Annotated in this window: 18 protein-coding genes; 14 read left to right on the top strand and 4 right to left on the bottom strand. The window is 73.2% G+C overall.

What is annotated here, in order from left to right; all coding sequences use genetic code 11:
- Position 1: 1 nt before the first annotated feature.
- Genes mshB through ACLJQM_RS18530 form a run of 3 tightly spaced genes read left to right on the top strand, consistent with a single transcriptional unit; the run spans position 2 to position 2,002 of the window.
- Positions 2 to 844 (top strand): N-acetyl-1-D-myo-inositol-2-amino-2-deoxy-alpha-D-glucopyranoside deacetylase, encoded by an 843-nt coding sequence (gene mshB, locus ACLJQM_RS18540; protein WP_410632132.1) that lies wholly within the window; start codon positions 2 to 4, stop codon positions 842 to 844.
- The gene (locus ACLJQM_RS18535; protein ID WP_360764965.1) at positions 841 to 1,230 is read left to right on the top strand and encodes a hypothetical protein; all 390 of its coding nucleotides are present in this window, start codon (positions 841 to 843) and stop codon (positions 1,228 to 1,230) included. Before mshB ends, ACLJQM_RS18535 begins: the two co-directional genes overlap by 4 nt.
- Positions 1,223 to 2,002, top strand: a complete 780-nt coding sequence (locus tag ACLJQM_RS18530; protein WP_360764967.1) for a hypothetical protein — start codon at positions 1,223 to 1,225, stop codon at positions 2,000 to 2,002. Before ACLJQM_RS18535 ends, ACLJQM_RS18530 begins: the two co-directional genes overlap by 8 nt.
- 26 nt (positions 2,003 to 2,028) lie before the next feature.
- Here the strand turns inward: ACLJQM_RS18530 and ACLJQM_RS18525 are convergent, their stop codons facing one another.
- Positions 2,029 to 2,790, bottom strand: a complete 762-nt coding sequence (locus ACLJQM_RS18525) for a site-2 protease family protein (RefSeq protein WP_125313546.1) — start codon at positions 2,788 to 2,790, stop codon at positions 2,029 to 2,031.
- Positions 2,791 to 3,053: 263 nt separating this feature from the next.
- Here ACLJQM_RS18525 and ACLJQM_RS18520 point away from each other — a divergent pair, with 263 nt between their 5' ends.
- The 3 genes from ACLJQM_RS18520 to ACLJQM_RS18510 all read left to right on the top strand — a co-directional run bounded on the left by ACLJQM_RS18520 (position 3,054) and on the right by ACLJQM_RS18510 (position 7,208).
- A complete protein-coding gene (locus ACLJQM_RS18520) occupies positions 3,054 to 3,341 on the top strand; it encodes a WhiB family transcriptional regulator (protein WP_247025525.1) in 288 nt (95 codons plus the stop codon).
- Between the two features lie 133 nt (positions 3,342 to 3,474).
- Positions 3,475 to 6,738, top strand: coding sequence for a glycosyltransferase (locus ACLJQM_RS18515; RefSeq protein ID WP_410632131.1), 3,264 nt, complete (start codon positions 3,475 to 3,477; stop codon positions 6,736 to 6,738).
- Complete coding sequence (locus ACLJQM_RS18510) at positions 6,735 to 7,208, top strand: hypothetical protein (RefSeq protein ID WP_410632130.1); 474 nt, start codon at positions 6,735 to 6,737, stop codon at positions 7,206 to 7,208. Before ACLJQM_RS18515 ends, ACLJQM_RS18510 begins: the two co-directional genes overlap by 4 nt.
- 135 nt (positions 7,209 to 7,343) lie before the next feature.
- On the opposite strand, the gene ACLJQM_RS18505 is transcribed toward ACLJQM_RS18510, so the two are convergent.
- Positions 7,344 to 7,808, bottom strand: a complete 465-nt coding sequence (locus tag ACLJQM_RS18505; RefSeq protein ID WP_086865629.1) for a metallopeptidase family protein — start codon at positions 7,806 to 7,808, stop codon at positions 7,344 to 7,346.
- A gap of 79 nt (positions 7,809 to 7,887) precedes the next feature.
- Here ACLJQM_RS18505 and ACLJQM_RS18500 point away from each other — a divergent pair, with 79 nt between their 5' ends.
- The 5 genes from ACLJQM_RS18500 (at position 7,888) to manA (ending at position 12,326) form a co-directional block, all read left to right on the top strand.
- Positions 7,888 to 8,241 carry a DUF3499 domain-containing protein gene (locus ACLJQM_RS18500; protein ID WP_247018803.1) on the top strand — a complete coding sequence of 118 codons (354 nt, stop codon included), beginning with the start codon at positions 7,888 to 7,890 and terminating at the stop codon, positions 8,239 to 8,241.
- An 80-nt stretch (positions 8,242 to 8,321) separates the two neighbouring features.
- The gene (locus ACLJQM_RS18495) at positions 8,322 to 9,677 is read left to right on the top strand and encodes a phosphomannomutase/phosphoglucomutase (protein ID WP_410632129.1); all 1,356 of its coding nucleotides are present in this window, start codon (positions 8,322 to 8,324) and stop codon (positions 9,675 to 9,677) included.
- An 85-nt stretch (positions 9,678 to 9,762) separates the two neighbouring features.
- A complete protein-coding gene (locus ACLJQM_RS18490; RefSeq protein ID WP_360764981.1) occupies positions 9,763 to 9,975 on the top strand; it encodes a Trm112 family protein in 213 nt (70 codons plus the stop codon).
- Positions 9,959 to 11,053, top strand: coding sequence for a hypothetical protein (locus tag ACLJQM_RS18485; protein WP_360764983.1), 1,095 nt, complete (start codon positions 9,959 to 9,961; stop codon positions 11,051 to 11,053). The genes ACLJQM_RS18490 and ACLJQM_RS18485 overlap by 17 nt, the downstream gene beginning before the upstream one ends.
- 43 nt (positions 11,054 to 11,096) lie before the next feature.
- Positions 11,097 to 12,326, top strand: coding sequence for a mannose-6-phosphate isomerase, class I (manA, locus tag ACLJQM_RS18480; protein WP_410632194.1), 1,230 nt, complete (start codon positions 11,097 to 11,099; stop codon positions 12,324 to 12,326).
- A gap of 1,092 nt (positions 12,327 to 13,418) precedes the next feature.
- Here the strand turns inward: manA and ACLJQM_RS18475 are convergent.
- The gene (locus ACLJQM_RS18475) at positions 13,419 to 16,349 is read right to left on the bottom strand and encodes a BTAD domain-containing putative transcriptional regulator (protein ID WP_410632128.1); all 2,931 of its coding nucleotides are present in this window, start codon (positions 16,347 to 16,349) and stop codon (positions 13,419 to 13,421) included.
- A gap of 213 nt (positions 16,350 to 16,562) precedes the next feature.
- On the opposite strand from ACLJQM_RS18475, the gene ACLJQM_RS18470 reads away from it, so the two are divergent.
- From ACLJQM_RS18470 to ACLJQM_RS18460, 3 genes are all read left to right on the top strand, one after another.
- Positions 16,563 to 17,480 (top strand): cation diffusion facilitator family transporter, encoded by a 918-nt coding sequence (locus ACLJQM_RS18470; protein ID WP_360764988.1) that lies wholly within the window; start codon positions 16,563 to 16,565, stop codon positions 17,478 to 17,480.
- A 99-nt stretch (positions 17,481 to 17,579) separates the two neighbouring features.
- Positions 17,580 to 19,109 (top strand): amino acid permease, encoded by a 1,530-nt coding sequence (locus ACLJQM_RS18465; RefSeq protein WP_247018815.1) that lies wholly within the window; start codon positions 17,580 to 17,582, stop codon positions 19,107 to 19,109.
- 273 nt (positions 19,110 to 19,382) lie between these two features.
- Complete coding sequence (locus ACLJQM_RS18460; RefSeq protein ID WP_410632127.1) at positions 19,383 to 20,051, top strand: LPXTG cell wall anchor domain-containing protein; 669 nt, start codon at positions 19,383 to 19,385, stop codon at positions 20,049 to 20,051.
- A 59-nt stretch (positions 20,052 to 20,110) separates the two neighbouring features.
- On the opposite strand, the gene ACLJQM_RS18455 is transcribed toward ACLJQM_RS18460, so the two are convergent.
- Positions 20,111 to 22,366 (bottom strand): hypothetical protein, encoded by a 2,256-nt coding sequence (locus tag ACLJQM_RS18455; protein ID WP_410632193.1) that lies wholly within the window; start codon positions 22,364 to 22,366, stop codon positions 20,111 to 20,113.
- Between the last annotated feature and the right edge of the window lie 87 nt (positions 22,367 to 22,453).

The raw sequence follows: 22,453 nt of genomic DNA, 5'->3' as shown, positions 1-22,453 counted from the left end.
CGTGATCTCCCCGGTACCGCGCAGGCTGCTGCTCGTCCACGCCCATCCCGACGACGAGAGCATCACCACCGGCGCCACGATCGCACGATACGCCGCCGAAGGCGCCGAGGTGACCGTGGTGACCTGCACGCTGGGTGAGGAAGGCGAGATCATGCCGGGCCTGGCGGAGCTGTCCGGGCTGGGCGCCTGGGCCGCCGACCAGCTGGGCGGCTACCGCGTCAGCGAACTGAAGGCCGCGTGCGCCGCGCTGGGGGTGGCCCGGCACCGTTACCTCGGCGGGATCGGCCGGTGGCGCGATTCGGGCATGGCGGGCACGCCGTCGGCGGCGCACCCGCGCGCGTTCACCGGCGGCAGCGCCGAAGAGCAGGCCGCGCAGCTGGCGGAGATCCTCGACGAGGTGCGGCCCCAGGTCGTCGTCACCTACGACGCCTTCGGCGGCTACGGCCACCCCGACCACATCCGCGCCCACGAGATCACGATGGCCGCGGTGCCACGGGCGGCATCGGTGGCGCGCGTGTTCCACACGGTGGCGTCGAGGAACGCGGTGCGCACCGGGTTGAACGCGCTGCGTGCGGGCTCGCCCGAATACGGCGTCCCCGCCGACGAAGAGCTGCCGACGACCCCGGACGAAGAGATCACGACCGTGCTCGACGTCGCCGCTCACGTCCCCGCGAAGGTGGCCGCCCTGCGCGCGCACGCGACGCAGCTGGCGGTCGTCGAGGGGCCCGTTCCGTACTTCGCGCTCACGAACGAAGTCGCCCAGCCGATCGCGGCCGAGGACTACTACGTACTGGCGCACGGTCCCGCCGAGGGTGCGGCGGACGACCTGTTCGGCGGACTGTGACCGTGGAACCGCTGACCTGGGAGCAGCGGCTGCTCCTGCTGGTGCTCGTCTTCGACACGGTGCTGCTGGCGATCGTCGAGCTGTTCTTCCTGCCGTTGCGCATCGGGGTCGTGCCGCTGCCGGTGACGGTGCTGGTCGGCGCGGTGACGACGCCGTGGCTGGTGTCGACCACCGCGAAGCTGGTGCGGCCCGCTCTTTCGTGGGTACCCCTCGCCGTGTGGGTGCTCGTCGTGTTCGGGGTCGGCATGCTGGGTCCGGGCGGTGATCTGGTGCTGATCCAGGACTGGCGGGCCCTGCTGTTGCTCGGCGCGAGCGCGCTGCCGGGCGCACTGGTGCTCGGCGGCGGGCTGGGCCGTGCGGTGGGAAGGGGAGCGGGACGTGGCTGAGGCGATTTCCGACCGGCAGGTCGTGGCGGTGCTGCGGCCGTTCGTGCGCGCGTGCGGGCCGATGCTGGACGCGCTGCGCGAGTCCGACCCGTTCGGCCTCCAGGCCCGCGCGGCGGACGACCTGGCCGAGGTCGAGTCCGGCCTGAAGGCGAAGCTGATCCACGGCGTCACGTCGGTGAAGGTCCCTGGCACGGCGGCGTGGGCCCGGATGACGGGCTACGACCGGTCCAGCTGGTGGATGAACCGCGTCGGCCGCTTCACGGCGGTGCTGACGTCGATCCCGGGCCTGGGCGGCGCCCTCGCCGACCGCCTCCCGGTGCAGGACGCGCTGGGTTCGGCGTCCCAGGGGCTGCTGCTGTGCGCGATCGCGGGCGAGTACGGCGTCACGGACGTCGGCACGCGCGTGCGCCTGATCGCGTGGGTGCTCTTCGAGCGGGACATCGACGCGGACCTCGCGGCGGGCAAGCACGCGGAGCACGACGAAGCCGCGGAGGCGGACGAAGCCGCGAGGCTGACCGAGGATCTGACGGCGTCGGAAAAGAAGCACGGCAAAGCGACGATCAAGGCCGCCGGTCGCACGCTGTGGCGGCTCGGCCGCGGACTGCTCGGCATCACGGGGGAACTGGAGAAGCGGCCGCGCGGCAACTTCCTGCACCGTGCGATCGGCATGTTGCCGGTCGTCGGTGCCGCGGGGGACTACCTGGGTGAGCGGTCGGGCCTGCGGGTGGTCTGGAAACGCGCGCACGTCTGGCTGACGGAGCACCGCACCTGATTCCCGCGCGGCGCCCCCGCCAAACCTCAGTTCCAGAACTGGAAGACGCTGAACCCGATCTGCGCACCGTCCACATAGCCCCCGAAGGCGCCGAAGATCGAGTACGAGGCGTTCCACAGGAGCGCGTTCGCCGGCTTGATGAACCACAGGATGGCGAACAGGATGATCGGCGCCCACGGGCGGACCTGCGCGCCGATTTCGCGGGCCCGCGGGGGCAGGTACGGCTCGATCGCGCCCCAGCCGTCGAGGCCGGGGATCGGGAGGATGTTGAGGATGAAGGTCACGATCTGCAGCAGCGCCAGGTAGGACATCGCGATCACGAGGCCGCCCGCCATCGGGACCAGCGCGACCACCAGCGCCAGCGCCGCGCCGACCGCGAGGTTGCTCAGCGGACCCGCCAGCGACACCCAGGACGACGTTCCCCGGGAGCGCAGCGCGCCGCGGTTGATCCAGACCGCGCCGCCCGGGAGCGGGATGCCGCCGATGATGAGGAAGATCAACGGCAGGACGATCGACAGGACCGGATCGGTGTACTTCCGCACGTCCAGGGTCAGGTAACCCTTGTGGGCGACGCTGTAGTCGCCGCCGCGGTAGGCGACCATCGCGTGGCCGAACTCGTGCAGCGACAGCGACGCCACCCAGCCGGCGGCGACGAAGATCACGACGCCGGCGATGAGCAGCGGGTCGCGGTCGCGGACGAAAACGGTGTTGATGTCACCGAACGCGGCCATCGCCCCGCCGGCGACGGTGAGCGCGAGGATGCCGAGGAAGACCGGGCTGGGGCGCACTGCTGACTTCTGCACGACTCCCAGTCTTCCGTATGCCCGGTGTGAAGTTACCGGCGTGTCCCCTTGCGCGATCGGGCTCCGACGTCCCCCGAACTCGCTACTCCGCTTGACCTGACCGCACTACACGGGTGTAATCACAGTGATGTCATTCGCCGCCAGAGGGGGCGGCGAGTGTCGTTTCACCACCGCCAGCCTGGGGAGTGCTAGGGAGCGAGGAGGCGGACGTGCGGTTGGAAGCCGATGGTAAGGAATGGGGGCACGTCATGAGTTGGGGCGAGATCCCGGAGCAGGCTCTGGGAGATCTCACCGAGCTCATCGATGCCACCGAAGAAGAGCAGGATTGGCAGGAACGCGCCCTGTGCGCGCAGACGGACCCGGAGGCGTTCTTCCCCGAAAAGGGCGGCTCCACCCGCGAAGCCAAGCGGATCTGCCTGGGCTGCGAGGTCAAGGACGAGTGCCTTGAGTACGCGCTGGCCAAGGACGAACGCTTCGGCATCTGGGGCGGTCTGTCCGAGCGGGAGCGCCGGAAGCTGAAGAAACGCGTCGTTTGAGGGGGAGTCACCGGTGATGCGTCGCGTCACCGGTGATTCCACGTGGTGAACGCCCGGCGTGGGTTCACCACCGGGTGACGGGCCGGGGCCGTAGGGTGGCCGCACCGACCCGCCGCCTGATCTGGAGCGTTCGTTGCCCCGCACCGCCGCGCCGCCCGCCCTGCGCACCGCGCCCGTTCTGGCCATTGTGGTCTGTCACAACGGCGAAAACTGGCTGCCGCTGGCGCTTTCTTCGTTGCGCCGCAGCACCGTCCGGCCGCGGCACGTGCTGGCCGTCGACACCGGCTCCACGGACGCGACCGCGCGGCTGCTCGCCGAAGCGGCGGACGACCCCGGCTCGGATTCTTCTCCCGTGCTCTCCGGTGTCATCACACTTTCGAGCGACACCGGCTTCGCGGCCGCGGTCGCCGAAGCCGTCGGGCACGCCACCGAACGCTGGGGCGACCCCGGATCGTGGCTGTGGCTGCTGCACGACGACTGCGCGCCCGAGCCCGACTGCCTTGACGAACTCCTGCGCGTCGCCACGAAAACGCCGTCGGCGACCGTGCTCGGCGCCCTCGGGCTCGACTGGACGGACCCGCGGCTGATCGTCGAAGCCGGCCTGTCCACCGACGCCTCCGGGCACCGCCAGCAGGTCGCCGCGCTCGGCGAGGAGCCGGCCGAGGTGCTCGCCGTGCCCAGCGCGGGCTCGCTCGTGCGCCGCGACGCGTGGGACGACCTCGGCGGCTTCGACCCCGGTTTCCCCTTGCTGCGCGAGGATCTCGACTTCGGCTGGCGCGCCAACGCGGCCGGCGGGATCGTCCTCTCCGTGCCGACCGCGCGGGTCCGGCACGCGCGCGCCGTCACCACCGGCCAGCGCACGGCGGACGCCGTCACCGCGCCGCTGCCCACCACGAACCGGGCTCACGGGCTGCGCGTCTTCCTGGTGAACTGCTCGCCCTTTTCCTTCTGGCTGGGGATGATCCGGCTCCCGCTGCTCTCGGTGCTGCGCGCGCTGGCGTTCGTCCTGCTGCGCCGCACCGGCGAAGCGCGGGCCGAGTTCGCCGCGGCCGCGTACCTCCTCAGTGGACGCGGCGGATTGCGCGCCGCCCGGGCCCGCCGGCGGCGGAATCCGCGGCCGGGCACGGTGCGCGGGCTCTTCACCGGGCGCGTCACCCGCCTCCGCAACGCTTTCCGGGCGGGCGTGGTCGGCCTGGTGCGCCGGGGCGTGGAGAGCGACGTCGCACTCGGGCGGGTCCCCGAGACCGTCGAAACCGAGTCGGCGTGGGTCACGCCGGAAGCGCTCGACGCCCGCGAGACCCGTCCCGTGGGCCCGGGCGCGCTGCCCGCGGGTGCGCTGCGCGGGCTCAGCTCACGCGGGTCCGGGCTGCGCCGGCCGGGCACGCTCGTCGCCGTCGCGCTGCCGGAAACCGCGGCGCCGGAACCGGTCTCCGACGAACCCGCCGAAGAGGCCGAGCCCGAACTCGTCTTCGTCGAGGTCAACCGGCGGCGGGTGCTCGCGGCCACGATCTTCGCGCCGCCGGTCGTGCTGCTCGTCGTGATGACGGCGCTCGGGCTGGTCGTCAACCGCGCCCGGCTCGGCCTCGACCTCTTCGGCGGCAAGCTGCTCCCGGTCGGCGGGCTGGGCGAGCTCTGGTCGTCGTACCTCACGCCGTGGCACGCGATCGCGGGCGGCACCGGCGCTCCCGCGTCGGCGACGCTGCCGGTGCTCGGCACGCTCGGCGCGGTCTTCGCCCCGCTCGGCGGGCCGGCCGCGCTCGTGGCGATCCTGCTCCTCGGCGACATCCCCTTGGCGGCGCTGAGCGCGTACGTGGCGACGCGGCGGCTTCGCGTGCGCCGCTGGGTCCGCGCGGTCGTCGCGGCGACGTACGCGCTCCTGCCGGCCGCGACCGCCGGGGTGGCGCAGGGCCGGCTCGACGTCGTCGTGGTGCACCTCGTGCTGCCGCTGGTGGCCGCCGGCATCGCCGGGCTGCTCGTGCGCGCGGACACGCGCTGGCTGCACATTTCCGCGCTCTCGGCGTTCGGGGTGGCGCTGCTGGGCGCGTTTTCCCCGCTGGCGCACGGGCTCGCGCTCGCCGGGCTGCTGATCGGGTTCGTCGTGCTGCCCGCGCCGACCGGGCTGGCCCGGCGGATCGCGTCGGTCGGCATCGTGGTGCTGCTGCCGCTGGCGCTGCTGCTGCCGTGGCCGACCGTGCTGCTGCGGCACCCGGAACTGCTCGTGCAGGGCCTCGGCGGCGCGGCCGCGCCGGTGTCCGGCACCGATCTGGCCGGCCTCGACCCCGGCGGGCCGGGCGCGTGGCCGATCGGCGTCGCGGTGATCGCCGCGGCGCTCGTGGCGGTGGTCGTCCGCCCGACGAAGCTCGCCGCGGGCGGGATCGCGCTGGCGGTGCTCGGCGCGGGCGGGCTGGTCCTGGTCCGGCTGGTCACGGCGACGCCGATGCAGGGCGGCGCCGCGGCCCACGGCTACGCGGGCGTTCCGCTGCTGATCGTCGGCGCCGGGCTGCTGTGGGTCGTGCTCGGTTCGTGGCAGCGCGGCGGTTCGGCCGGGGTGCCGTCGCCGTGGCTGCCGCAGGTGATGGCGGTGGCCGGGGTGGTGGTGTTCCTGGCACTGGCGGGCGGCGCCGTCGCCGTCGGCGGTCAGGGCCCGCTCCGCGCGGGTCCGCGGCCCGCGCTGGCCCCCGAAGCCGCGGCGGAGATCTCGGCGTCCGGCCGGTCGGTGCTGGACCTGGCGTCCGACGCGACCCGCCAGATCGGCGGCCGCCTGCCCCACTACGGCGACGACGAGCTGGCCCCGACCACGGGCACCCCGGCCCGCCTGGCGGCGTGGCGCCGCGACCTCGGCCAAGGCGACGCGGCGGCGGTCCAGCGCACGTTCGCGGCCGCGGCCGCCGCCGGCGTGGAGTACGTGGTGCTGCCGCCGGGAGCGGACCCGCGGGCGTACCCGCCGCTGGCGAAGGACCTGGTCTCGGTGGCCGCCCCGACGTCGGACGGCCGCGGCGTGCTCCGCCTGCTCGCCCCGGCGGGCCAGGTGATCCTCATCTCCCCGGAGCAGGCGAAGGCAGCGGTCACGGGCGGCGGCGCCCCGGGTCTGGCGCCGGGCGTGGCCCCGGTCCAGGCGGGTCTCCCGGACGTGCGCGTGCGCGTCTCGGACGGCCCGACCGGCCGCCTGCTGGTGCTGGCGGCGGAACAGGAAGCGGGCTGGAAGGCCTCGGTGGGCGGCAAGAGCGTCCCGATCGTGCCGGCGTGGGGCCACCAGGTGGCGGTGTCGGTCCCGCCGACGCCGTCGGAGGTGACGGTGGAGTACCCGGGCACGGAACGCAACCTGTTGCTGCTGGCCCAGCTGGCGGCGGTGCTGTTCACCCTGCTGACGGCGGTCCCGGCCCGGCGCCGCCCGTGACGGTCACCGCGCAGTGGGTCCACGTGTCGTGGACGAAGCACTCGCGTGGTGGTCCGGCCGCGGCGGTCCGCAACGCGGTCCCGGCCGGCTTCGCGTTGCCCGCGCTGCCGGGCGGGCTCGCGCACGTGGTGCGGCTGCGCGAGCAGGACGGGTTCGCGCCGGTCGCGTCGGCGGAGAGCCTCCGGGACGTGCCCGTGGACCTGCGGGAGGCCGATGGCCGGCTGAGGGTGCTGCCCCGCGTCGGCGAGCTGTTCGGGATCCCGCCCCGCGAGCGGCGCCCACCGGCGGTGAAGCTCGCGCCGGGCGAGTGGCTGCGCTGGCGGCTCAACTACCGCTTCAGCAGCGCGGCGGGCCGGCAGGACTGGTCGTACTGGCTGGACACGTTCAACATCGGCTACGGCGAGCTGCCCGCCGACGCGTTCCTGGGCGAGCCTGTGTACTCCGTCGACGAGCGGGGGCCGGTCCGGTAGGTCACTGGCCTTCGATGAGGTCGGTGGTGGCGGGTCGGCCGCGCGAGTGGCCCATCGGTGCCGCCGAGTGCGACGCGAGCGGACCGTTCGCAGCGGCCCTCAGAGCGCGAAAGGCCCTCTCGACCCGCCGCAGCGTCACTCGCCTTCGATGACGTCCGGTTCCACGCCGAGGTACCCCGCCACCTGCTCCACCAGCACGTCGTGCACCAGCTCGGCCAGCTCCGACGGGTCCTTCGCCCGCGCCTCCAGCGGCCGCCGGTACAGCACGATCCGGGCGCGCGTCGGCATCCCCGTGCGGTCGACCCCCGCCGGGACCAGGCGCGACAGCGGGACCGCGCCGTCGTGGAGGACGCCGTCCGCCGGGGAGTGGCCGTTCTCCCGGATCTCCGGGACGTCGTCCACCGCCACGTCGAGCTTCGTCAGCTCGTGGCGCCAGCGGGCCTCGATCGGTTCCAGCGCGTCGAGCACCAGCGCGTCGAACCGCTCCGCGCGGCTCGCGGCGGCGGGCAGGGTCGCCGGGTACAGCGTCCCGCGCAGGCCCCGGCCGTGCCGGTCCCGTCGCAGGCGCCGCCGTTGTCGGTAGTCACGAGCCGTCGCCACCCCGGAAGTCTATGCGGTCGGCACGTCCCAGCGCGTGTCGCTCCTCCTACCTTGCGGCGACGCGCTATCGTTTCGGATCGTGCGGAACGTACGGAAGTGTTCGCGTACCGGCTGTCTAGAGCCGGCTGTGGCCACGCTGACGTATGCCTACAGCGACTCCACCGCCGTCGTCGGCCCACTGGCCACCGCCTCCGAGCCGCACTCCTACGACCTCTGCGAAGCGCACGCGCTGCGGCTGACCGTCCCCAAGGGCTGGGAAGTCGTGCGGCACGAAGGCGCCTTCGCCGCGCCGGACCCGTCGGCCGACGAGCTGACCGCGCTGGCCGAGGCCGTGCGCGAGGCCGGCCGCTCCGACAAACCGGCCCCGGCACCCGAGCCGGAAGGCCCCTCCGGTCGCCGCGGCCACCTGCGTGTCCTCCCCGGTCGCGCCTGAGCGCGTAACCCACCACCACCGCCGGTAGGCTTTCCGCGCGGCGCAGCGGGCGCCAGGACGACTAATCGCGGGGAGACGGCGTGCCAGACCTTTCGGGCATCGTGAAGGCCTACGACATTCGCGGCGTGGTCGGCGAGCAGCTCGATGCGGACCTCGTCCGCAACTTCGGTGCCGCGTTCGCCCTGCTCATCAAGCCCGAAGCACCGTCGGTGGTGATCGGCCACGACATGCGCGACTCCTCGCCTGGTCTCGCGGCCGCCTTCGCCGAGGGCGTCACCTCGCAGGGGCTCGACGTCGTGAGCATCGGGCTGGCCAGCACCGACCAGCTCTACTTCGCCTCGGGTTCGCTGAACCTGCCGGGCGCGATGTTCACCGCGAGCCACAACCCGGCCAAGTACAACGGCATCAAGATGTGCCGCGCCGGCGCGTCCCCGGTCGGGCAGGACACCGGGCTCGCCGAGATCCGCGACACCGTCGAGCAGGGCGTGCCCGAGTTCGAAGGCCAGCGCGGCAGCGTGTCCGAGCGGGACGTGCTCGCCGACTACGCCGCCTACCTGCGCAACCTCGTCGACCTGTCGGCCAACCGGCCGCTGAAGGTCGTCGTCGACGCCGGCAACGGCATGGGCGGGCACACCGTCCCGACCGTCTTCGACGGGCTGCCGATCGACGTCGTCCCGATGTACTTCGAGCTCGACGGCACCTTCCCGAACCACGAGGCCAACCCGCTCGACCCGAAGAACATCGTCGACCTGCAGGCGAAGGTGCGCGAGGTCGGCGCGGACGCCGGCGTCGCCTTCGACGGCGACGCGGACCGCTGCTTCATCGTCGACGAGCGCGGCGAGCCGGTTTCGCCGAGCGCGATCACGGCGCTGGTCGCCGTCCGCGAGCTGGCGAAGGACCCGGGCGGCACGATCATCCACAACCTGATCACGTCCAAGGGCGTGCCGGAGATCGTCGCCGAGCACGGCGGCAAGCCGGTCCGCACCCGCGTCGGGCACTCGTTCATCAAGGCCGAGATGGCCAAGACCGGCGCCATCTTCGGCGGCGAGCACTCCGCGCACTACTACTTCCGCGACTTCTGGCGCGCCGACACCGGCATGCTGGCGGCGCTGCACGTCCTCGCCGCGCTCGGCGAGCAGAACGGCCCGCTCTCGGAGCTGACCAGCGCGTACTCGCGCTACGCGGCCTCGGGTGAGATCAACTCCACGGTCGACGACCAGGTCGCCAAGATGATGGCCGTCAAGGACGCCTTCGGGGCGCGCTCCGGCGTCGAGATCGACGAGCTGGACGGCCTCACCGTGCAGCTGCCGGGCGGCGCCTGGTTCAACCTGCGCCCGTCGAACACCGAACCGCTGCTCCGCCTGAACGTCGAGGCCGCGAACGCCGAGGCCGTCCAGGGCCTGGTCGACGAAGTGCTCGCGATCATCCGCAACTGACCCACCCCCTAACCAGGGTGCCTAGGGGCCGAACTGTGTCCTGAAGTGCTCTTCACCACAGTGCCCCGCGTGGTATGGAGGAACCATGGCCATCACGCTCGACGCCCAGCTCCTCGAGATCTTGGCGTGCCCGTCGCCGGATCACGCCCCGTTGCGCCCCGGCGCACCGGACGATCCCGAGGCCGACGCGCTGACGTGCACCGAATGCGGCCGGGTGTACCCGGTGCGTGACGGGATTCCGGTGCTGCTCCTCGACGAGGCCACCACGCCCGGGAACCCCGATGTCGACAGTGCTTGACGACTCGCTGCTCGACGACCCGGGGCGGCTGGCGGAGGCCGACAGTTCGGGGCTGCTCCGGGCCGCCGCGATGGCCGGCGCCCAAGTGCGCGCGACCACCGAGATGGCGGCCGAGCTGGAGCTCGCCGAACGGCTCGACCGGGGCCGCCCGCGCGCGCTCGTGCTGATCGACCGGCCCGGCGTGAGCCGCACGCTCACCAGGCTGCTCGCTGCGCTGCTGACGCCGTCGTGCCCGGTGCCGGTGGTCGTCGCCGAGGTGGTGCCGAACTGGATCGGCGCGCTCGACGTCGTGTTCGCGCACACCGACGACCCCGGCGACCGCGAGCTCGCGGCGTCGCTGGAGCGCGCCGCGCGTTACGGCGCTTCGGTGGTGCTTTCCGCGCCGGCCGAAGGTCCGGTGGCGGCCGCTGTCGCGGGCAAGGGCGTGCTGCTGGCGCCGCGCATCCCGGTGCCCCCGGAGCTGGCGTTCCCGCGTGGCCTGGCCGCCGGCCTGCTCACCGCGAACGCGCTGGGGCTGCTGGTCTCCGACGTCCAGACGCTGGCCGACCAGCTCGACCTGGAAGCCGAAAAGGACTACCTGGCCCGGGAGTCGTTCGCGAACCCGGCCAAGGCGCTCGCCCTGCGCGTCGCCGACCGCGTCCCCCTGCTGTGGGGGCTGGACCCGGTGGCGGTCGCCGTCGGGGAGCACGCTGCGCACGCGTTCGCCGCACACGCGGCCACGGTGTGTGACGTTGAAGACTATCGGCAGGCTCTTGCGCGTCCCGCGTTGCGGCGGGCGGCACAATCGGACGGCCGGGAGCGTGACATCTTCGCCGATCCGGACGATTCCTCTGGTGAAATCCAGACTCGGGTACTGCTTCTCTCGGTGCGCACCGGTCCGGCCACGGACGCGGCGCGCTACCAAGTCGAGGATCTGCTCCCGGGCGCGGACGTCATCGCGCCGGCCGAGGAGATCGAGGCCGACGAAATCGTGCGGGCCGCGGTGCTGGCACTGCGGTTCGAACTGGCGGCGGTCTATCTCGGGCTGGCGGCGGGCAGGATCGGCGGCGCGGGCCGCTTCGCCCCCGCGACGGCGTGAGACCGGCCCGGGCCGGTGCCGAAGGAGTGGAGTTGAGGTGACTGTGGAGCTGCTGCGCAACGCGGTGCGGCCCTACGCCTGGGGATCGCGGACGGCGATCCCCGAGCTGCTGGGCCGTCCGGTCCCCGCGCCGCACCCCGAGGCCGAGCTGTGGATGGGTGCCCACCCGGGCGACCCGTCGCACGTGGTCGGCCCGGACGGCACCGAACGGAGCCTGCTGGAGCTGGTGGAAGCCGACCCGGTGACGCAGCTCGGCGAGAAGTGCGCGAAGCGGTGGGGCGGGCGGCTCCCGTTCCTGTTGAAGATCCTCGCGGCGGAGGAACCGCTGTCGATGCAGGCGCACCCGTCGGCGGCGCAGGCCGCGGAGGGGCACGCCCGCGAGGAGAAGCTGGGCATCGCGCGCGACGCCGCGAACCGCAACTACCCGGACCCGACGGCGAAGCCGGAGCTGGTCTGCGCGCTGACGGAGTTCCACGCGCTGGCCGGGTTCCGCGCCCCGGACCGCACGGTGAAGCTGCTCAAGGCGATCGAGACGCCGGGGCTGGCGAAGTACACCGGGCTGCTCGAGGCGCAGCCGGACCCGTCGGGCCTGCGGGCGCTGTTCACGACGTGGATCACCTTGCCGCAGCGGACGCTCGACTCGCTGCTGCCGGAGGTGCTGGACGCCTGCGTCCGGCACGTCCAGGAGCACGGCGAGTTCGCGGTCGAGTGCCGGACCATCCTGGAACTCGGCGAGACGCACCCGCGCGACGCCGGCGTGCTGGCGGCGTTGCTGCTCAACCGGCTGACGCTGCGCGCGGGCGAGGCGATCTACCTGCCGGCCGGCAACCTGCACCTGTACCTGCACGGAACGGCCGTGGAGATCCTGGCGAACTCGGACAACATCCTCCGGTGCGGTCTGACGCCGAAGCACGTGGACGTCCCGGAGCTGCTGCGGGTGGTCGACTTCGCGTGCGGCGAGATGCCGGTCCAGTGCGGAGACGGTGGCGGCCGCCTGTCGGTGTACCGCACGGACGCACCCGAGTTCGAGCTGTCGCGCGTCGAGTGGGCCGAGGGTCAGGACGACGAGATTTCGGTCGACAGCGTCGGTCCGCAGATCCTGTTGTGCACGGCCGGTGACCTGTTGGTGACGGCGGACGACGGCGAGAAGGTGGAGCTGCGCCGCGGCCAGTCGGTCTGGCTCCCGGCGGCGGATCCCCCGGTGCGGATCCGCCCGCTGGACGGCGCGCGTGCGCAGATGTTCCGGGCGACTGCCGGGACTTGCGAGGACTGACGTTCAGGTGTTTTTCGGCGGGGGCCTCTTCGGGGGCCTCCGCCGTTTTTGTGTGCGTTCCGTGTGGTGGCGTCGGCCAGTATCTGACTCAACGGGGGGACCCTGGTGCGCTGGCGCGCGCTGCCGGTCCGCTGGGGGTGGCGCCGGTCGGTTCCCGCCCGGCGCCCGTGGGCTGAAGGTGGTGCCGCGAGGGGGCGGCATCACCTGCCCAGGGGTTTCGCGCAGCCGGGCCGGGGAGGACCCGGCGGCGCGATCACAAGGGGCGGGGATCACCGGTGCTGCGGTGCTGCCGGGGGGCGAGCACTGGAGGGGGCGGGCAGCGCGGGGTCATGGGCTGGGCGAGCATTGGCTGGGCGGGGGAGCTTGGCCGGGCGGCGGTGGGGCGTAGCCGTGCGCTGGGTGTGGCTGGGCGGGGGCCCGGTGGAGTGGGGCTGTGCGCTGGGTGTGGCTGGGCGGGGGCCCGGTGGAGTGGGGCTGTGCGCTGGGCGGGGCCAGGCAGAGCGGGACCGTGCGCTCGCGATAGGCGAGCAGCGGCTGGTGCCGGCGGGGCGCGGGGGCGAGCAACGGCGGGCTGGCGCGGTCGGTGGGGCTCTGGGCTGGGCGAGCACTGGCTGGGCGGGGAGCCTGGCCGGGCGGCGGTGGGGTGTGGCCGCTGGCTGGGCGGGGGAGCCTGGCCGGGCGGCGGTGGGGTGTGGCCGCTGGCTGGGCGGGGGAGCCTGGCCGGGCGGCGGTGGGGTGTGGCCGCTGGCTGGGCGGGGGAGCCTGGTCGGCCGGCGGTGGGGTGTGGCCGCTGGCTGGGCGGGGGAGCCTGGTCGGCCGGCGGTGGGGTGTAGCCGCTGGCTGGGCGAGCCGACTGGGTGGGGAGCCGGGCCGCGGCAGGCAGCTGGCGGGCCACGGCCGTTGAGGTGGGCGAGCGTCGGCCGGGTGGGGAGCCCGGCGGGCCTGCTGCGGTTCAGGTCGGGCGAACAGGTGGGCGGTTCGAGCGAAATCGGCCGGCTGGGCGCTTGGGGGCGAGCATTAGCCGGGGCGGATGAGCAGCGGCCGCGGCCAGGGGCGGCGAAGGAGCCAGCGGCTCGCGCGGCCGGGTCAGGCTCACACCCGTTCGGTCAGAGCCAGCAGTGCTCGCCTCAGTGCTGCCGCGCTGGCGTCGCGGGGGTCGGTGTACTGCGCCACCTCCGCGGCCGCCTCCGCTGCTCCCTCCCCGTCGCCCAGCGCTTCGCACGCCCTCTCCAGCACCAGCCACGTCAGGCCCGTCGCCGATCTTCCGCCCATCTCGCGGAACTCCGTCAGGCACTGCCGCAGCACCGGGATCGCCTGCGCCGCACGGCCTTCGCCGATCCAGCCTGCCGCCAAGGCGCGGGTGCACGACAGCTCGCGGGGGCGCTCGTCCAGTTCCCTGGCCAGCTCGCGAGCCTCCCCGAACGCCGCCATCGCGCGTTCGCGGTCGCCCGTTGCCGCGGAGATCGCGCCCAGGGTGCGCAGCGACTTCGCCAGCTCCGAACGGGCCGGGGTCCGGCGGAGGTGGTCCACCGACTCCGCGATCGCCGTTGCCGCTTGGGGGTCGGCGCCGTTCAAGAGGGAGGACCACGCGAAGCCGTGCAGGGCCATGCCGATCTGGCGGGCGTCGCCCGTTTCGCGCGCTGCCGTCAGGGCGATGTGGTCGACCTCCTGTGCCTCCGCCACCCGGCCGAGGCGCAGCAGGGCCGCCGATTCCGCCGAGCGGACGCGGATCGGCTCCGGGTGACCGTCCACAGTGAACAGTTCGCGGGCCTGGGCCGCCGTCTCCAACGCCTCTTCGGCGTGGCCCAGACCGATCAGGCAGTGCGCCAGGTTCGCCGTCACCCATGCGTGGGTGCGGTGATCGCCGCGCACCTCCAGCTCCTTCGCGCACTGGCGGTACGCGGCCGCGGCCTCTTCGTACTGGCCGCGTTCGTGATGCAGCAGCGCGAGGTTCGCCTCGGCGAGCAGCGTGACCGCCGGGTCGTCCGTCGCCGCCAGGACCGTTTCGTACGCCGCGCGCATCTCCGCGTACTGGCCGTGCAGGTACAAGTAGACGCTCAGCTTGTCCAGCAACCGCACCGCATCCGGGGCCGGCAGCCAGCCGATCAGCAGGACGAGGTTCGCGCGCTCGGCGGCGAACCAGTCGTCCGGGCGGGCCAGCAACCGCGTCACCAGCTCGTCGGGCAACGGCTGGGGAAGCGGTGCGGCGGCCGGCGGTGGCATCGGCACCGTGCGCGGCAAGCGGGCCGCCGCCGCGTCGGCCAGTGCGAGCGTTGCCGACAGCACCGTCCGGAGGCCGCCGGTGTCTTCGGCGAGCTCCGCCGCGTACAGCCGGACGAGGTCGTGCATCCGGTAGCGGCCCTCGCCGGCCGGGTCCGCGCCGCGTGCCTCCAGCAGGCTCGCCTCGACGAGCTCTTCGACGGCTTCGTCGGCGTCCGGGGCGCCGACCAACGTCGTCACGGCCCAGGCCGGGAGGTCGGCGAGGCGGCAGCGGCCGAGCAAGCGGAACGCGCGTTGCGCAGGCGGCCGCAGGCCTTCGTAGCTCAGCGCGATGCTGCTGCGGACGGCCAGATCGCTCACGGTCAGCTCGTCGAGCCTGCGGACCTCGTCTTCGAGGCGCCCGGCCAGCTCGCCGAGCCGCAGGTGCGGGCGGATGGCCAGCCTGCTGCCGGCTATCCGCAGCGCCAGCGGCAGCCGCGCGCACGCCGCGATGATCCGCTCGGCATCGGCCCGCTCGCGGACGACCCGCGCGCCGGCGAGCCGGTTCAGCAGCTCGGCGGCGTCGGCACCGGACAGCGGCCCCAGCGGCAGCCGGTGCGCCCCGGCGAGCCCGCTCAACCGGCGCCGGCTCGTCACCAGGACCGCGCAGCCCGGCGTCCCCGGCAGCAGCGCGCGGACGTCGCCGGGGTCGGCGGCGTCGTCGAGCACCACCAGCACCCGCCGGTCGGTGAGCCGGCCGCGGAACACCGCCGCGCGCGCCCGGACGTCGTCCGGTACCGCCGGGCCGGGCACGCCGAGCGCGCGCAGGAGGTCGGCCAGGACCTCGCCGATGTCGCGGCCGGCGAGCGGGACGTACAGCTGCCCGTCCGGGAAGCGCGCCCGCAGCCTGTGCGCGGCCCGCACGGCCAGGGTGCTCTTGCCCGCGCCCGGCTCGCCGCTGAGCACGGCGACGGGGACGCCGCGGTCTTCGCCCAGCACCCCGGTCAGTTCGGCGAGCTCGGCTTCGCGGCCGGTGAAGTCCCCGATGTCCGGCGGCAGCTGGCACACCGGCCAGACCGGCGGCGGCAACCGCGGCACGGGGTCTTCGCCGCGCAGGACGGCCGCGTGCACCCGGCGGGCCTCCGCGCCCGGTTCGACGCCGAGCTCCTCGATCAGGGTGGTCCGCAGCCGCCGGTAGACCTCGAGCGCGTCGCCCTGGCGCCCGGCCCGGTGCAGCGCGATCATCAGCTGCGCGGCGAGCCGTTCGCGCAGCGGGTGTTCGGTGATCATGGCCTGCAGCTCGCCGGTGAGTTCGCCGTGACGCCCGGCGGTGAGCTCGGCGTCGGCGCAGTCTTCGAAGACGGCGAGCCGCTCGGACTCCAGCCGCGCGACGTCGGCGTCGAGCCGCGGCACGTGCAGCCCGGCCAGCACCGGCCCCCGCCACTGCGCGAGCGCCCGCCGGTAGTGCCCCGCCGCGGTGACGGCGTCGCCTGCCCGCTTCCCTTCCGCGACGGCGGACCGGAAGACGAGCAGGTCGAGCTCCTCCGGCGCGACGCGCAGCCGGTAGCCGAGCGGACCGTGCTCGATCCGGAGGCCGCCGATCCGCTCGCGCAGCCGGGAGAGGTAGGTGTGCAGGTTCGAGGTGTGCGACTTCGGCGGGCCGCCGGGCCACAGCGCTTCGACCAGCACGTCGACGTGGACGTGCTGGTTGGCGTTGAGGAGCAGCACGGCCAGCAGGGTGCGCTGCCGCTCGCCGCGCAGCGCGACCCAGTGCCCGGGCGCCCCTTCGACGGCGAGCGGCCCGAGCACGCCGAAGTGAGCCATGTCCACCCTCCCGGTACCGGAACGGCCACCGTAGCGAAGGGGTCCGACAGAAACGGGCGGCCGCGGGAGGGCGGTGGGTGCGGCCGGGGCGAAGTGCCGAACGAACCGTCGCCCGAGCTGAACCCGCGCCCGAAGGCACGGGCGGTGGGGACCCGGCCGGACCGCGCCCATTACGCTCCACCCGGACATTCAGGACCTACCAGGGGAGCGGTCGTGTCAGCTGGAGGCGGAACCAAGGCGATCATCGCGGCCCTCGGGGCGAACGCCGGGATCGCGGTCGCGAAGTTCGCCGGCTTCCTCGTCACCGGGTCGTCGTCGATGCTGGCCGAGTCGGTGCACTCGCTGGCCGACACCACGAACCAGGGGCTGCTGCTGCTCGGGCAGAAGACGTCCAAGCGGGAAGCGGACCAGGAGCACCCGTTCGGCTACGGCCGCGACCGGTACTTCTACTCCTTCATCGTCGCCCTCATGCTCTTCACCCTGGGCTCCGCCTTCGCGATCTACGAGGGCATCCACAAGATCGGCCACCCCGAGCCGCTCGAATCGCCGATCGTCGCGGTGATCATCCTGCTCGTCGCGATTTGCCTCGAGGGCTACAGCTTCTACACCGCCATCGGCGAGTCGAAGAAGATCAAGGGCGACGCGAGCTGGTGGGGCTTCATCCGCCAGGCCAAGGAACCCGAGCTGCCGGTCGTGCTGCTGGAGGACGCCGGTGCGCTGCTCGGTCTCGTCCTCGCGCTGGCCGGCGTCGGGCTGTCCGTGGTGACCGGCAACCCCGTCTGGGACGGCGTCGGCACCCTCGGCATCGGCGCGCTGCTCGGGGTCATCGCGATCATCCTGATCATCGAGATGAAGAGCCTGCTCATCGGCGAAGGCGCCACCGCGCCGGTGCTCGCGGTCATCGTCGACGAGCTCGCCGCCGGGAAGGTCGAGCGCGTCATCCACATCCGCACCCAGTACCTGGGCCCGGACGAGCTGCTCGTCGCAGCCAAGCTCGCGATGGTGCCGGGGCTCGACACCGCCGAGCTGGCGATGGCCATCGACGACGCCGAGGCCCGCGTCCGCGCCAAGGTGCCCGTCGCGAAGCTGATCTACCTCGAGCCGGACCTCGACCGCAGCCTGGCGAAGTAGTTCCGAGATCCACTCCCCGGCGCTCGGCGAGCCGTCACGGACGTGACCCGTTAGGGTGACGTACCGCGATACACGCAGTTCAGCCGCAGGAGGTCAACGGTGCCCGGAACGGGATTGTGGCGCACTAAATCGATCGAACAGTCCATTTCGGACACTGACGAGCCGGACACCAAGCTCCGGCGGAACCTCAGTGCCTGGGACCTGACGGTGTTCGGCGTCGCCGTCGTCATCGGCGCCGGCATCTTCACGCTGACCGCGCGCACCGCCGGTGACTACGCCGGCCCGTCGGTCTCGCTGGCGTTCGTGTTCGCGGCGATCGCCTGCGCGCTGGCCGCGCTCTGCTACGCGGAATTCGCCTCGACCGTGCCGGTCGCGGGCAGCGCGTACACGTTCTCCTACGCCACCTTCGGCGAGTTCATGGCGTGGATCATCGGCTGGGACCTGATCCTCGAACTCGCCGTCGGCGCCGCCGCGGTCGCCAAGGGCTGGTCGGTCTACCTCGAGACGGTGCTCGGCTACCTCTTCGGCAAGGGCAGCAAGACGACGTTCGACATCGGGAGCGTGACCGTCGACTGGGGCGCACTGCTCGTCGTCGTGGTCCTGACGACGCTGCTGGCGCTGGGCACGAAGCTGTCTTCGCGGGTGTCGATGGTGATCACCGGCATCAAGGTCGCCGTCGTGCTGTTCGTGATCATCCTCGGCATCTTCTACATCAAGGGCGCCAACTACACGCCCTACATCCCGCCGGGTGAAACCGGCGGGGCCGGCCAGACCGGCGTCGACCAGTCGCTCTTCTCGCTGATCGCGGGCGGCGCGAGCAGCTCGTTCGGCGTCTTCGGCCTGCTCGCCGGCGCCTCGCTGGTGTTCTTCGCGTTCATCGGCTTCGACATCGTCGCGACCACCGCCGAGGAGACCAAGAACCCGCAGAAGGCCGTGCCGCGCGGGATCATGGGCTCGCTGGCCATCGTCACCGTGCTGTACGTCGCCGTGTCGCTGGTGGTCGTCGGCATGACGAACTACAAGAAGCTCGCCACCGACGCCGGCGACGGCAGCCACAAGACGCTCGCCACGGCGTTCTCCGACAACGGCGTCGACTGGGCGGCCAACATCATCTCCTTCGGCGCGCTGGCCGGCCTGACCACCGTCGTCATGGTGCTCATGCTGGGCCAGGTCCGGATCATCTTCGCGATGTCGCGCGACGGCCTGATGCCGCGCCGGCTGGCGAAGACCGGCGAGCACGGGACGCCGAAGGGCGCGACGCTGATCGTCGGCGGCCTGGTCGCGCTCGCGGCCGGCTTCTTCCCGGCGGACAAGCTCGAAGAGATGGTCAACGTCGGCACCCTGTTCGCCTTCGTGCTCGTCTCGGCGGGCGTGCTCATCCTGCGCCGGACGCGCCCGGACCTGCCCCGCGCGTTCAAGGTGCCGCTGGTGCCGGTCATCCCGATCCTGGCGATCCTGGCCTGCCTGTGGCTGATGCTGAACCTGACCGTGCTGACCTGGCTGCGGTTCGTCGCCTGGATGGTGCTGGGCGTGGTCATCTACTTCGCCTACAGCCGCCGGCATTCGCTGCTCGGCAAGCGGCAGGCCGACGGCGGCACCGGCGACCCCGTCAAGGAACTCGACGCCTGATCCGCACGAGAAGGCCCCGTCGACCGATTGCCCAGGTCGGCGGGGCTTTCGCGTGCGCATGGTACGGAACGGCCGGTCACGAACGAGTTAAAAGGATCTTGCTCTGCGCGCCCAAAGGGGGACCCCGCGTAAAGGGTCAAGTGACGTGCGATACCTTTCGTTCCTCCGCGTGCCACTGACGGGTGAATTACAGCAGTGTGGTTACACGCTCAGTGGTGCCGCGACCACAGATTTCGCAAGTGCTGTCCTCCCCGCCGGTACAGGAGTTCCCCTATGCGCAGACGTACCTTCCGCGGCGCCGTTGCGGTCATGGCGCTGACCACCGCTGCCCTCATCGGCACCGCCGGCTCCGCGCTGGCCTGCCACAGCGACGACAACCGCCCGCACCCCACGCCGGGCAAGGCGACGCCGTGCGCCGAGGGCACGGACCTCAGCCAGAGCGACGTCGACTTCAAGATCGTCAAGAACCGCCTCAACATCTCGAAGGTCCACGAGGGCGTGACGGTCAAGCGCATCGTCGTCATCGGTGGCGACGACGGCTTCAACGACTACACCCCGGGTGCCCGCGGCCTCGACAAGGCCGCGCCGTGGAACGACCTGCGCGCGCCGTTCAGCCGCAACGGCCGTCAGGCCGACATCGAGAAGTGGTACCTGTGCGGCACGAAGACCGAGAAGCCGACTGAGACCACCACGGCGCCGACGCGGCCGACCAAGCCGACCGAGACCACGAAGCCGAGCGCCCCGGCGTCCTCGGAGACGGTCGCGCCGACCAGCACCACCGCTCCGGCCGCCGTCCCGGCGGGCAACGAGTCGGGCACCGGTGGCGGCCTGGCCAACACCGGTTTCGACAACAGCTGGCTGATCTGGATCGCGGCCCTGCTGCTGGTCGCCGGTGGCGGTCTGCTCGCGCTGCTGAAGTTCCGCCGCAAGGCTTCCGAGTAAGCCTCAGCGAAGTGCCGTGAAGGCCACTTTCGGGAACTACGAGTTCCCGAAAGTGGCCTTCACGGCTTTCCGGGGAAGTCGCCGAAGAGCAAGCCCTGTTCGCCGCCGGAAGGTTTGCCGAGGCCGGCGGCCATCGCCACGGCGTGGTCCCACTCCGCGTCCACCACGTAGTCCTGGTGCCGGAGCACCCCCGGTGCCCAGCGGTGCCGCCCGGTCGGGCCGCGCAGCGGGTCCGGCAGCCAGTGGTCGCCGCCGAGGATGAGGACGCCGTTCTCGTCGGCCTTCGCCTTCAGCGGCCCGGTGCCGCCTTCGGGCTGGTAGCCGACGCCGAAGAGCTGCCGGTCGGAGACCTCGTGCCGCCAGGTCGTCACGCCGCCGCCGAAGATGTCGGTGCCGCGGCAGAGGGCGCGCCAGCGGCCGTCCAGGTCGGCGAACAGCGTCTCGAGCGACTCCTGAGGCAGCAGCGCCGGGAACGCGCGCTGGTAGCCCCACTGCAGCGGGGACCCGGCGGTCAGCACGCCGACGCGTTCGAGGTCCGCCGCCGGCAGCTCGGCCGCGAGCCGGGCGGCCGCCATGACCGTGAGCAGGCTGCCGAGGTTGTAACCGGAGAGCACCACCCGCGTCCCCGGTTCGGCGAGGTGCTCGCGGGCCCGCGCGGCCAGTTCCGGGACGACCTTCAGCGCGTAGCACGGCGGGACCGTCGGGTGTGCCGCCCGCGGCCAGAAGCAGACGAGGTCGGCCAGCGCCCCGAGGTGCCGGCTGCGCTGCGGGGTGCGCGCGGCCGTGTAGACCACGCGCAGCAGGCCCGCGGCCAGCGCGCCGAGCGCGACCACGCCGATCGCGGACAACGGCTTGAACCAGCCGGGGACCAGCCCGAACCCGAAGCGCAGCACCAGCAGCGCCGCGCCGCCCGCGGACATCGCCGACGCCACCGCGAGGGCCAGGTGGTGCAGGTGCCGACGTTCCCACGCCGAGCGCGCCCACGCGGCCGCGGCCTGGGCTTCCTGGCGCTCGTCGTGCTCCATCAGCTCGACGATCTCCGGGACGCCGCGCCGCAGCCGGCGCAGCGGGACGGCGACCGCGAAGCCCAGCAGGGCGAGCACCGCGGCCAGCGCCAGCCCGGCGCCCCACAGCACCGTGACCAGCAGGTACGTGTCAGGAACCTGCAGCAGTTCCGCGCCGGACAAGCGCCGGAGGGCTTCGGCGAGGCCGGCGCCGAACCCGCCGCCGAGCAACCCGGCCAGCGCGAGCACCGGCGCGGCCGCCCAGCCGCCCAGCCACGGCCGCAGCCGGCGTGGCTTGTGCCGCCAGCTCGGCCGGGCCAGCAGCGCGGCCGGCACCAGGACCAGCGCGAACAGCACCGCGACCGCGACCAGCGCCGCGCCGAGGCCTTCGACGACGCCGTTCGTGCCCGGCAGCGGACCGGTCCCGGGGCGCAGGCGCACCGCGGCCACGACGACCAGCAGGCTCGCGAAGGCGAGCACGCCGGGCCGGGCGAACCGGCCGGTGTCGACGCCGATCGCGGCCGCGACGACGACCGCGAGCACCACGGCCAGCGTGACGATCCAGACGAACAGGCCGAAGGTGTCGCCCGGTACCCGGAACGGCCCGCCCAGCAGCAGCAACGCGACCGAGGCCAGCGCCGCGACGGTGTGCAGGCAGCGCAGCGCCGGCGTCTCCGGGTCGGCGCGCATCCGCAGCGGGCCGCCGGTGAGGTCGCCGTCGGCGTGCACCGCCCACGTCGCCGACGAGATCCGGTGCAGCACGAAGATCACGGCCAGCAGCGGCACGACGCCGAGCGCGATCCGCGCGGGCACCGTGCGGATCACGTCGGGGACCACCGGCAGGCAGCCCGAGCCGGGCGCGAGGCACTGGGTGGCGAACAGGTCGAGCGCGATCGCCGCGAGCTGGCCCATCAGCAGCATGGTCAGCAGCAGGGCGCCGACGCGCAGCAGGCCGCGGCACACGGCGCCGACGGCGCGCGGGAACCGGCGGTCCGGCAGCGGCGGCAGCATCCAGAAAGCGACGTTCGCCAGCGAGAACGGGAACAGCAGCGCCCAGGTGGCCTTGGCGGCGCCCCCGGAGGTCATGCCGTGCCACAGGTAGCCTTCGAGGGTCCGCGGGATCGTCCGGCCGAGTGCCGGCAGCACGGGCCCGGGCGCGGGCCGCCGCAGCCGGTCGGCCGGGCGGATCACCCGGCCCAGTCCGTCGCCGGCGACGTCGACGGTCGCGACCGCGTCGAGCAGCGTTTCCCCGCTGGTGCCCACGAGGCCGGCGACGCGGATTTCGACGACACGGGTGTCCGGGCCGGGCATCGGCACGGTAAGGGTCTCCTAACCGCTCTAGGGAAGGTCGAGCGGACAACGGTAGTGTTCCGGTGTCATCGAGTCTTGGAGGAATCG

It is taken from the genome of Amycolatopsis sp. cmx-4-83, from assembly GCF_046548815.1.
Classification (GTDB): Bacteria; Actinomycetota; Actinomycetes; order Mycobacteriales; family Pseudonocardiaceae; genus Amycolatopsis; species Amycolatopsis pretoriensis_A.
The sequence above is the reverse complement of the archived record's forward strand: the minus strand, read 5'-3'. Positions and strand labels throughout refer to the sequence as shown.